Here is a 12,522-nt window from a genome sequence, read left to right as displayed (position 1 = left end):
TAAATAACGGGCGTCTCAGATAAAACTAAGGCGCCCGTCTTCTAATTAGCTACAGCCAGTTGTGCTCCCACAATCCAAGCACACCTTGCACGTTCCATTTTTCATCATTCTGGTGCTGCCGCAGGACGAACAGCTTTCCCCATAGATGCGTTCTCCATCTTCCGAGATTTTATTTTCCGTCAAAGCACCTTGTTTTTCGCCTCCGGAGGCAAATGACGCTTTGCTCATGGGAGTAAATGCCTCGGGTTTGACTTGACATCTGCTGAAATCACCCATCTCGATATCGATTATCTTGCTTACAAGATCTGAAATTGAAGATGCGTACTTTATGTAGGGATGCCTGGATACGAATCCTGCCGGCTCAAATTGCTGACCTCTTAAAAGCCTGGATATTTCCTTTGGAGGTATATTGTACTGAAGCATGTTTGAAAGAGCTTTGGAAACCGAAGCCAATAGTCCTTTCACCACAGTACCTTCCTTATCCGTAGAGACAAAAACTTCTGCAAGATGCCCGTCTTCGTAGAATCCTATGGTTATGTAAAGTTCTATATCACCTATTTTTGCGGAATGGGTCCTGCTAGTCCTCATTCCACCTGGTCTTTTTCTATTTGGTATGTGCTTGACACAGTTTTTGCTGTAGTTCAGCAGTTCCTGGTATGTATAATCCTCCAGGCTTCTTTCCTTTTCCCCGGACAGACCAGATGTGAGTGGCTGGCTGGCCTTGCAGCCGTCCCTGTAAAGGGCAATCGCCTTGGCTCCACTCTTCCAGGCCAGTCTATGAATGGAATCTATATCCTCTACCGTGGCGGTATTTGGGAGATTCACCGTTTTAGACACAGAACCGCTGATAAGGGGCGTGATAGCCGATACCATCATTACATGTCCTTCAGGGGATATCGTGTTTGCCGTATCAAATATCTTATAGTGTTCTTCTTTTAAGTGAGGCGCGCCGGATACGCTTCCGTGGATGACTTTTCCTTCATCGTCTTTTTCGATTATATAGTCGATGACATCCTTTATCTGGTTCTTTTTATAACCTAGATTCTTAAGGGCTATCTCCAAAATCGGATTTACCATTTCAAGATTGCCTCCTCCTACCAGCTGCTTAAATACTATATGGCTGTAAAAGGGCTCAATCGAGGTCGCGCCGCAATCCATGGCAAGGGAAATCGTCCCTGTAGGAGCTATGACGGATACCTGTGCGTTTCTATACCCGTATGCTTCCCCATAAGAATATGCTTCGCTCCAAAGATTTTTAAGGGCATCTCCCAGGTAACCCATGTTTATATCCTTTAGGACACCATGGTCAACCTTTTGCGGTTCATAGTGGATATCCTCCAGATCGTCTTCTCGAGCTCCTGCGATTCTCGAATGATTTCTTATTACCTTTAGCATATGCTCTTTGTTTGCATCGTACTGCTCAAAAGGGCCCACAGCTTCTGCCATGAATGCTGACATCCTGTATGACGCCCCGGTCATGATTCCAGATAGAGACGCAACTAGATTCCTGCTCCCATCAGAATCGTAAGGGAGTCCCAGTGCCAATAAAAGCGAGGATGTGTTTGCAAGACCAAGGCCTGTAGTTCTGAACAGGTGGCTTTTTCTTGCTATGTCCCTGGTGGGAAACTGTCCCCAGTGTATTGACGCCTCCAAGACCAACTGAATCATCTCAATCAGATGAACATATCTGTCAGTCTGAAAAGAATTGTTTTTTTCATCGTAAAACTTATAAACGTTTATCGACGCCAGGTTGCAGGCCGTATCATCCAAAAAAGCATATTCGCTGCATGGGTTGGTGGCGTTTATCCTATTGTACTTCTCTCCGACCTTTCCGTCTTCACCTCCCGGGCATGTATGCCATGCATTAAACAAATCGTCAAACTGCAGCCCAGGGTCTGCACACTCCCAGGATGATTTGTTGATAAGGTTCCATAAATCCCTGACCTTTACGTTTTTATTAATGCTTCCGTCAACTCTCCCGGATAATGTGATCTCCTCATCAGGATCCTTATCCAAATTCATGACCTTTTCCATAAAAGATCTGTTTAGCCTGACTGAGTTGTTGCTGTTTTGTCCTCCCACCGTTGAATAAGCTTCACCGTCCATGGAGGTGTCGTATCCCATTTTACCTAGATCTCTGACCTTCTTTTCCTCTCTTGCCTTCCAAGTGATAAAGCTTTCTATTTCAGGATGATCTATATCTGTTATGACCATCTTCGCCGCTCTTCTCGTAGTCCCTCCAGACTTAATTGCACCCGCGTTTCGGTCAAGACCCTGCAAAAAGCTCATCATCCCAGAGGAATACCCTCCGCTTGAAAGTCTCTCGTCCATTCCTCTTATATTAGAAAAGTTGGTTCCCACTCCGGATCCACCCTTGAAGAGCTTTGTCTCACTGACATACTGTTCGGTGATTGAATGATCTCCCATCAGCTTATCTTCAATAGATAAAATGAAGCACGCAGAAGCCTGGGTTCTTGAGTATCTGTCCGGGCTCTCCACCACATCCTGTTTTTCGATGTCAAAATAATAAAGATTATCTTTTTCTCCTTTTATTCCATAGCTGTTATATAATCCTGTATTGAACCACTGAGGAGAGTTGGGGGCCCACATCTGGCTGAGGAGTCCGTATACGAGTTCATCATAAACTATTTCATATTCATTTTTATTTTTTAGCATTCCCTCATCTTTCAAGGAATCGACCCAGAATTTAACCAACCTGTGGGCAACTTCCCTCATGCTTCTTTCGTATCCTGCCGGATTGTTCACTCCCGCTTTTCTGAAATACTTCGTCGCAATGATATTGCAGGCGGTCTGACTATAGCCTTCCGGAAACTCCAATTCCTGCATATCTGCAATGATCTTTCCTGTCTTCCAGTTCTTCATGAAAACGTCTACTGTCTTCCACTGAAACAAATCATACACGGTGAGTGACTTGTCCTCCTCCATCTGCTTGGTAAAAACCCTCTTTACGACTCCTTTTAAATTGGACACGCGATAACCTCCTAAGTCTATAATTATACTTTATATAGTATATAAACGATAAACACAACGCATATCTAGTATACTATAGAGAATGAGAAAAATAAATACAAAAAAATAAATTTTGCAGGAAAGAACTCTGCAAAATTTATTAGATTTAAATCTTTTTTTGACCCAGCTTATTTTCATTGCCCTGAATCAACCTGACGATATTTGATCTGTGCCTATAGACTGAGAATACAGAGATTATAAGAGCGAATACCAGCCTTAAGTCAGCACCATATGCAAGATATGTCACCACCGGCAACAAGGCCATTCCAGATATGGATCCAAGCGAAACGTATCTGGTAATAACTATAAGTACTATTCCCAGCCCTAAGCAAACCGACGCAACAAAAGGATCATACACCAAGAACACTCCGATTGATGTTGCAATGCCCTTGCCTCCTCTAAATCCCATTAGAGCTGGCCAGTTGTGTCCCGCTATTACAGCCAGGCCGCAAAGCATCACTGTTATGTCCATGCCTGCAAAAGCATTGGCCAAAATCACCGGCACTGCTCCTTTGAGCACGTCTCCAAGCAACACAAGGGCTGCATACTTTTTACCCAAGACCCTCAAAACATTCGTCGTACCTGCATTGCCGCTTCCAAAATTCCTTATGTCTTCCTTCATCTTGTATTTGGTAATCAAATATGCAAATGAGATATTGCCGATAAAATATGATAATACCACTAGAAAAAAATCCATTTTATTTTCCACCTTTTTTTGAAATAGCGAACATAATTATAACACATAATTCAGCGCCGGTGAATAAAAAATTTGGCCGATGCTCTATCTGTATTCTTCAATGGTGTCATAAGTCAATTCCTTGGCAATCTTCAGCTCAGCTATCGCAGCTATATATGCGTTTACCGTATCCATGCAGGTAAAGCAAGGTGCATTTAGGCTTTGACAATAGCTCCTTAGCTTAAATCCAAATCTAGAATCGTCTCTGCCCATGGTAGGAGTATTTATTACAATGGATATTTCTTTGGTCTTTATCTTTTCTTTAATTACTTCCAGTTCATTCTTCCCATAAATTATGCAGCTCACTCCGTTTTTCTTGAGATAAGCTCCCGTCCCTTCAGTGGCCGCCAGTGCAAACCCTAGTTTTTCAAAAGCTTTTGCCGCTTCCAAGCCTTCTGAAACATCCCTTTCATTAAGGGTTATGAGGATCTCTCCCTTGTGATCGAATCGGTATCCTGCCCCGATAAAAGCCTTAGCCAAGGCCGGCTCGTACTTGGTGTCTATCCCCAATACTTCACCTGTAGATTTCATTTCCGGTGTCAGAGCGCTGTCCACATCTAGAAGCTTCTGGAAGGAAAAAACCGGTGCTTTTACTGCTACCAAATTTGTCTTTTCAGCAAGGCCTGTTCCAAAATCCATATCTTTTAGCTTTTCTCCCAATATAGTCCTTACGGCAATATCTATCATGGGAATCTTTGTGACTTTGCTGATAATTGGCACGGTTCTCGATGCCCTTGGGTTTACCTCGATGATATAAACCTTTTCGTCCTTGACCACAAATTGAATGTTTAGTATTCCCGTCACGTTGAGGGCTCTTGCTATCTTTTCCGTATATTCTACAATCAGAGCCTCCACATTCTTCGAAATGTTCTGAGTTGGGTACACGCTGAAGCTGTCTCCGGAGTGGACGCCTGTCCTCTCTATGTGCTCCATGATTCCTGGAATCAATACGTCCTGACCATCCGCTACTGCATCCACTTCCACCTCCACGCCGTTTATGTACTGATCGATTAGGATAGGATGCTTCTTTGATGCCCTGGCTGCTTCCTTTAGATATTTTACGAGCTCACTTTCATCGTAAACAACCTGCATCGCCCTTCCTCCGATTACATAAGAAGGTCTGACAAGTACCGGATAACCGATATCTTTGGCTGCCTTTATGCCCTCTTCAACAGAAGCTACTCCAGTTCCAACCGGCCGTGGTATCTCCAGCTCATACAATAGGCGGTCGAATCTTTTTCTATCCTCTGCCACGTCTATGGAATTTACGCTGGTGCCAAGAATCTGCACCCCTCTGCTCATGAGCTTGGCAGCCAGATTTATGGATGTTTGGCCGCCGAATTGCACAATGACTCCTTTTGGCATTTCACGTCTGATTACGTTGTAGACATCTTCTATGAACAGCGGTTCAAAATATAGCTTGTCTGCAGTATCAAAATCCGTACTGACAGTCTCAGGGTTGTTGTTTATTATTATGGATTCGTATCCCATTTTTTGTATCGCCCAAACTGCATGCACTGAGCAGTAGTCGAACTCAATACCCTGTCCGATTCTGATGGGACCGGAGCCTATTACCACAATTTTTTGTTTTTTGCTGATTACATTTTCGTCCTCTTCATCATAAGTTGAATAGTAATAAGGGGTATACGACTCAAATTCTCCTGCACAGGTATCCACCATTTTATAGACCGGATATATCTGATGTGCTCTTCTTACAGCATCGATAACCTCAGATGTCTCACCTGAGAGCATCTCTATCTCCCTATCGGTAAAGCCGAGACGCTCCGCCTTCATGAGGAGCTCCTTGTCCAAAGGTTTGTTAGATAGCTCTTTTTCCATGTTTATTATGTTATTGAATTTGTGCAAAAACCATTTGTCTATCTTGGTTATTTCATGTATGGCGTCAACTTCGACATTTCTTCTCAATGCCTCGAATATTACAAATATCCTCTCATCATCAACCCTGGAAAGAGATTTGACAATATCTTCATCACCCATATCCTGAAGGTATTTTTTCCTCATTGATATAACGTTGCCTTCAAGGGATATCACCGCTTTAAGCAGAGAGCTTTCAAAGCTCCTGTCTATGGCCATAACCTCGCCGGTAGCCTTCATTTGGGTTCCAAGAGTCCTGTTGGCGTAATCAAATTTGTCGAATGGCCATTTGGGAATCTTGACTACTATATAATCAAGCGCCGGTTCAAATGAAGCTTTTGTCTTCTTTGTCACGCTATTTTCAATTTCATGCAAATGAAGCCCCACTGCGATCTTTGCCGCGATCTTGGCTATCGGGTAGCCCGCTGCCTTTGAAGCTAGTGCTGAGGATCTGCTTACCCTTGGATTTACTTCTATCACTATATAGTCCTTGCTTTTAGGATTCAGCGCGAACTGTATATTGCATCCTCCCTCTATCTTTAGGGCCTTTATTATTTTCAAGGCGGATTGCCTAAGCATATGGTACTCATTGTCCGTTAGAGTCTGTGACGGAGCCACCACTATGCTGTCTCCGGTATGAACACCAACTGGATCGATATTTTCCATATTGCAGATAATGATGCAGGTATCGTTTCCGTCCCTCATCACCTCGTATTCTAATTCCTTCCATCCGGCGACGCTCTGCTCCAATAGAACCTGCCCTATCCTGGAAAACATGAGTCCGGTATGAAGGATTTTCCTGAGGGACTCCTCGTCTTCAGCAATGCCCCCGCCTGTACCCCCTAATGTGTACGCAGGCCTTACTATAACCGGATATCCTGTTTGTGACGCAAACTCAACTCCCGCTTCTATATCCGATATGATAGCACTTTCAGGTATGGGCTCATCAATTTCATTCATTAGGTTTCTGAAGCTCTCTCTGTCCTCGGCTTTCTTGATGGCTTCCAATGAGGTCCCCAGCAGCTTTACGTCGAATTCCTCCAGTATGCCCGCTTCGTGAAGCTCCATCGCTAGATTAAGTCCCGTCTGTCCTCCCAACGTCGGCAAAAGCCCCTCCGGTCTTTCCTTTTTTATGATGTACCTAAGAGCTTCCGGAGTCAAGGGCTGTATGTAGACCTTGTCGGCTATATTGTCATCGGTCATTATGGTCGCAGGATTGCTGTTTACTAAAACGACGCTTATTCCCTCTTCTTTTAGGGCTTTGCAGGCCTGTGTTCCTGCATAGTCGAATTCTGCGGCTTGACCAATGATTATAGGGCCTGAACCTATGACCATGACTTTCTTTATATCTGTATTTTTAGGCATTATATTCATCATCCTTTACGTTGTTGATCCATCCTGCAATGATCTCATGTCCGTCAACAGGCCCTGGGCCTTCCTCGGGATGAAACTGTACTGCTTTTATTTTAAGCCCGGGATGGTCAAAGCCTTCCAATGTACCGTCGTTTATATTTTCGTATGTTTTGACGGTTCCTTCGGGGAGGCTTCTTCCGTCCACCTCATAACCGTGATTCTGCGAAGATATCAAAACCTTTTGGCTTTTAAGATTTATTACTGGATGATTGCTGCCCCTGTGGCCGAACTTCATCTTGAAGGTATCCGCTCCGAGAGCCAAGGCAAGTATCTGGTGACCTAGGCAAATGCCAAAAAGGGGCATCTTTCCGAAGAGCTCCTTTGCCAAGCTTATTATCTCAGGATTGTCCTTCGGGTCACCTGGACCGTTGGAGAACATGAATCCGTCCAGGCCATCAGACATTATTTCGTCTGCTCCAGTGTTATAAGGATAGAGTATCACCTTGCAACCGCAAGATAAAAGCTCTCTCAATATCCCTCTCTTAAACCCGAGATCTAAAAGGCCTATTTTTGCACCATTTCCATCAAATGTCATTTTTTCTTTTAAGGCATTTCTTCTTGCAACATCCTTCGGGAATGAGTAGGTATTTATTTTTTCCATTGCCTCCGAAGTCTTATCATAGGTAAGCAAGCATTTCATGGTACCGATATTCCTGATTTTTTTTGTTATCATCCTTGTATCTATCCCGTATATCCCGGGTATTCCTTTGCTCTTAAGAAAATCATCCAAAGTTTCATCACATTCATAATGGCTTGGATGCACGCTATATTCCCTAACGGCAAAGGCTTTTACCTGTATGTCTTCGGATTCGAAGTCATTTTTGTTTATTCCGTAATTTCCTACAATGGGGTAAGTCATCACAACGGTCTGTTCCCTGTATGAGGGATCTGTCAAGATTTCCTGATACCCAGTCATTCCCGTATTAAATACTATCTCCGACAGGGTTTCCTTAATTGCGCCGAAGGCCTCTCCTTCCACCAACGTCCCATCTTCCAGGTAGAGGTAGGCTTTCATTTTGCATCCTCCAATGCTGCAGTGAAAATTCCAATGAATTCATCAATTTCTTTTTTGCCCACTGTCAAAGGAGGCACAAACCGTATTACGTCGCTTCCCGCACCTACCAGCAACAGCCCTTTTTCCATGGCATTTTTCACGACTTCTACAGGGGCGATGCCTTCCAATGATACCCCCATCATTAGCCCTGCGCCCTTGACTTCCTTGATTTCAGGATGCTCATTCTTGATATTCTCTAATTTTTCTCTTAGATAGGCTCCTTGCTTTTTAACATTTTCGATCAATCCATTTTCCATAAGTTCCTCAACTACCACCAAGGCAGCTGAAGCTGAAAGGGCATTGCCTCCGAAGGTAGATGCATGGCTTCCCGGGGTGAAGGCTTGTGCCACTTCTTCTTTGGCTATTATCGCTCCCATTGGAATTCCCCCTCCTAGACCTTTGGCACATGTGACTATATCCGGAACTACACCGTATTTTTGGTAGGCGAAAAAATCACCTGTTCGTCCGATTCCACTTTGGACTTCATCAAAGATCAATATGATGTTGTTATCATCGCACAGTTTTCTAACGGCTTTTAGGTAATCTACCTGTGCAGGGTTTATTCCCCCTTCTCCCTGTATGGGCTCCACTATTACTGCTGCCGTCTCAGGAGATATCTTGGATTTTAAATCCTCTATATCGTTGAATTCTGCAAAATCCACCTGTGGCATCATCGGATCAAGGTCCTTTTGGTATTTAAGCTGGCCTGTCGCCGATATGGCTCCAAATGTCCTCCCGTGAAAAGAATTTTTCATGGAAACTATTTTATACGCATCCTTAGACTTATTTTTTTTGCAGTACACCCGGCTAAGCTTCAAGGCAGCCTCCACAGCTTCAGCCCCACTGTTGCAGAAGAATACCTTGTCAAGACCTGAATATTTGCTGAGCTTTTCAGCGAGCTTTACAGCTGGTTCATTATAGTAAAGGTTTGATATATGCGTAAGTTTCTTGAGCTGCTCTCCCACTGCTTCTATGAACCTTTCATGTCCATAACCCAAGGCATTTACCGCTATGCCCGATACAAAATCCAGATATTTTTTTCCACTGTCATCGAAAAGATAGCATCCTTCTCCACGTTCAAATACCAGCGGAAAGGACGCATAAGTGCTCATAATGTATTTTTTAGCCTTGTCTATGGTTTTATTCTCCATGATTATCCTCCTGTTTGTAAATCATCGTTCCTATCCCTGAGTTAGTGAATACTTCAAGCAAAAGACAGTGTTCAACTCTTCCATCAAGGATGTGGACGCTGTTGACGCCTGCTTCTATGCTCTTTTTGCAGTTCTCTATTTTAGGTATCATTCCCCCGGTTATTACTTTTTCTTCCTTGTATTGCTCTATGCGATCTATCGCTATTTTTGATATCAGGCTGTCCTTATCCTCAACGTCTCTTAATACCCCTTCCACATCCGTGAGGTAAACCAGCTTCTCGGCCTTAAGCGCGGAAGCCAAGGCGCTAGCCACATAATCTGCATTTATATTGTATGTATGGTTGTTTTCATCTGTGGCGATTGGGGCTACTACAGGCACGAAATCATCATTCATCAAGCTATCTAAAAGTTCAGGATTTACCTTTTCGATCTCTCCAACCCAGCCGATATCCTTTCCCCCTGGCATTTTCTTCCTAGCCAGAATTGTCCTGCCGTCTTTGCCGCTGATGCCCACCGCCTTTATGCCCTGCTGTTGAAACATTTGGACTATTTCTTTGTTTATGCTTCCAGAAAGCACCATTTCAGCTATCTCCATGGTTTCATCGTCAGTAACCCTAAGGCCGTCAACAAACAGGCTTTCCTTACCAACTTTTTCCAGCATTTCGTTTATCTTTTTTCCGCCTCCGTGGACCACCACCGGCCGTATCCCAACAAGCTTCATAAGGGTTATATCCTTTATGACTGACATCTTAAGCTTTTCATCGATCATCGCGCTGCCGCCGTATTTTATGACCACGATCTTGTTGTTGAATTTTTTTATATAAGGCAGCGCTTCCATAAGAGTCTTTGCCTGATTTATATATTTGTCCATTAGTCTCTCCTTAGGTTCTGTATTCACCGTTAATTTTCACATAATCGTAGCTTAAGTCGCATCCCCAGCCGGTAGCCTGGGCTTCGCCGTCTTCCAAGGTCGCATGTATCTTTATGTCCCTGTTTTGCAAGAGCTCATAGGCATAATCTTCGTCAAAAGCTACTGGCAAACCTTCTTTTAGAAGCAGGATCTTCTGACCTGAAGCTTCAAATTCCAAGCTTGCCTTTTCCGGATCAAAATCCGCCTGGGAGTACCCCATGGCGCAGAGAACCCTTCCCCAGTTTGCATCCTCTCCGAACATTGCTGTCTTGACAAGGTTTGAAGTAAGAACGCTTTTTACCATCTTTCGGGCATCTTCCGTAGTCTTTGCTCCGGTTATCTTCACCTCTATAAATTTGCTGGCGCCTTCTCCGTCCTTTACTATTTCCTTGGCAAGGTGCTCATTTATGTGATAGAGGGCTTTGTACAATGTTCTATAGTCCTTGTTTTCCTCTGTGATCTTTTCATTTCCAGCCATTCCGTTTGCCATTACCACCACCATGTCATTGGTGCTGGTATCCCCGTCTACGGATATCATATTGTATGTATCCTTCCCGATTTGCTTAAGAGCCTTTCTGAGAAGCTCCTGGCTGATATCTGCATCAGTTGTCACAAAGGAAAGCATGGTTGCCATGTTGGGATGTATCATACCCGATCCCTTTGCCATTCCGGCAACTATTACTGCCTTTCCCCCTATTTCGATCTCTACAGCGATGTTCTTTATCGTCGTGTCCGTCGTCATTATTCCTTCCGCCGCATTAAGTCCCGAAATAAGCTCCTCATCCAAATCCTTTGAAAGTTCCTTGATTCCATCTCTTATGATATCTATAGGCAATGGAACTCCGATAACTCCGGTGGACGCTACTATGACCTCTTCTCTTTTTATTCCAAAGCTTTCAGCGGTTGTTTCCGCCATGAGCACCGTATCATCCATGCCTTTTTTGCCGGTGCATGCATTTGCGTTGCCGCTGTTGACTACAATAGCTCTGATGGGCTTTCCCTTTTCGTATACGTCCATGTTCCAGACCACTGGTGCAGCCTTGACCTTGTTGGTGGTAAACATAGCCGCCACTGCGGCTGGATTCTCGCTTAGTACAATGGATAAGTCTTTACGCTTTTTCTTTACGCCTACGTGTTTGCCTGCTGCCGTAAATCCTTTAGGTGAATTTATTGCTCCTTCAATTACGTGCATGTCTTCTCCCCCTTAAACCGGAAATATTGGAATATCCTCTAGTCCGGTATTTTCATTTATTCCAAATATGATATTCATGTTTTGTACCCCTTGACCGGCAGCGCCTTTCATCAAGTTGTCTATTGCGCCTATAGCTACCAGGGTATTTGTCCTTTTGTCCAGTTTTAGTCCTATGTCGCAATAATTAGAACCTTTGACCCATCTGGTCTCCGGCAAATTTCCTTCACTGAGTATCCTTACAAATTCGCTATCTTTGTAATATTCGAGGTAAAATTCTCTGATCTTCTCCTCAGTCAAGTCCTCTTTTAACTTAATGTAGCATGTAGCCAGTATCCCTCTGTTCATGGGCGTTAAATGAGGAGTAAATATCAGCCTTATCTGTTTTCCCGCCACTGCACCTAGCTGTTCTTCTATCTCAGGGGTATGTCTGTGGGCTGCGACTTTGTACGCCTTTATAGATTCGTTGCACTCGGTATAATGAGTTGATACGTCAAGACTTCTCCCAGCGCCGGTTATACCTGATTTTGCATCAATTACAATAGAGTCCGTGTCGAATGCAGACTGTGTCATCAAAGGAGCCAATGTTAGAATGCTGCAGGTTGTGTAGCACCCGGGATTTGCCACCAGGCTGTATTCTTTTATTTCGTCTTTTTTGATTTCACAAAGTCCGTAGATGCTTTTTTCTATAAGATCTGGGCTCAAGTGCTTTGTATGATACCACTGTTCATAGATATCCACGTCCTTAAGCCTATAATCCGCTCCCATGTCTATAACCTTGGTCTTTGATAGGATTTCCTCAGTTATCATATGAGAAGCCACGCCATGGGGCAAAGCTAGAAAAACAACGTCGGATTCTTCGGCTATCTTTTGTATGTCCTGCTTTTCAAAGGGCTTTTCATAAATGCTCTTATAATTTCCGTAAGACTTGTCATATCTCTCACCTACAGCGCTGGTGGAAGTGATTGAACCTATCTCCACCTGTGGATGGTTATGCAAAAGCCTTATCAGTTCTTGCCCTACATATCCCGAAGCTCCTATTACGCTTGCTCTTATCATGTTAATACCTCATTTCATTATTAATTATTCAATTTCCCTATATAAATATTCGTTTTTCATATATAATGTTATCTGATGGCAAAGGGCTGTCACTACCTTAGCTGT

8 protein-coding genes are annotated in these 12,522 nt (G+C 43.7%); all 8 read right to left on the bottom strand.

What is annotated here, in order from left to right; translation table 11 throughout:
* Positions 1–45 precede the first annotated feature (45 nt).
* Complete coding sequence (locus BUB93_RS03610; protein WP_073269715.1) at positions 46–2,991, bottom strand: vitamin B12-dependent ribonucleotide reductase; 2,946 nt, start codon at positions 2,989–2,991, stop codon at positions 46–48.
* Positions 2,992–3,136: 145 nt separating this feature from the next.
* The gene (gene plsY / locus BUB93_RS03605; RefSeq protein ID WP_073269714.1) at positions 3,137–3,727 is read right to left on the bottom strand and encodes a glycerol-3-phosphate 1-O-acyltransferase PlsY; all 591 of its coding nucleotides are present in this window, start codon (positions 3,725–3,727) and stop codon (positions 3,137–3,139) included.
* Positions 3,728–3,811: 84 nt separating this feature from the next.
* Positions 3,812–7,006: a carbamoyl-phosphate synthase large subunit gene (gene carB, locus BUB93_RS03600; RefSeq protein ID WP_073269713.1), complete on the bottom strand. Its 3,195-nt coding sequence runs from the start codon at positions 7,004–7,006 to the stop codon at positions 3,812–3,814.
* Positions 6,999–8,069: a carbamoyl phosphate synthase small subunit gene (locus BUB93_RS03595; protein WP_073269712.1), complete on the bottom strand. Its 1,071-nt coding sequence runs from the start codon at positions 8,067–8,069 to the stop codon at positions 6,999–7,001. Before BUB93_RS03595 ends, carB begins: the two co-directional genes overlap by 8 nt.
* Positions 8,066–9,259 carry an acetylornithine transaminase gene (locus BUB93_RS03590; protein WP_073269711.1) on the bottom strand — a complete coding sequence of 398 codons (1,194 nt, stop codon included), beginning with the start codon at positions 9,257–9,259 and terminating at the stop codon, positions 8,066–8,068. The genes BUB93_RS03595 and BUB93_RS03590 overlap by 4 nt, the downstream gene beginning before the upstream one ends.
* The gene (gene argB, locus BUB93_RS03585) at positions 9,249–10,130 is read right to left on the bottom strand and encodes an acetylglutamate kinase (protein ID WP_073269710.1); all 882 of its coding nucleotides are present in this window, start codon (positions 10,128–10,130) and stop codon (positions 9,249–9,251) included. The genes BUB93_RS03590 and argB overlap by 11 nt, the downstream gene beginning before the upstream one ends.
* 10 nt (positions 10,131–10,140) lie before the next feature.
* A complete protein-coding gene (argJ, locus tag BUB93_RS03580; RefSeq protein ID WP_073269709.1) occupies positions 10,141–11,361 on the bottom strand; it encodes a bifunctional ornithine acetyltransferase/N-acetylglutamate synthase in 1,221 nt (406 codons plus the stop codon).
* 12 nt (positions 11,362–11,373) lie between these two features.
* Positions 11,374–12,417, bottom strand: coding sequence for an N-acetyl-gamma-glutamyl-phosphate reductase (argC, locus tag BUB93_RS03575; protein ID WP_073269708.1), 1,044 nt, complete (start codon positions 12,415–12,417; stop codon positions 11,374–11,376).
* Between the last annotated feature and the right edge of the window lie 105 nt (positions 12,418–12,522).

The sequence above is a fragment of the Alkalibacter saccharofermentans DSM 14828 genome, from assembly GCF_900128885.1.
Classification (GTDB): domain Bacteria; phylum Bacillota; class Clostridia; order Eubacteriales; family Alkalibacteraceae; genus Alkalibacter; species Alkalibacter saccharofermentans.
The sequence above is the reverse complement of the archived record's forward strand: the minus strand, read 5'-3'. Positions and strand labels throughout refer to the sequence as shown.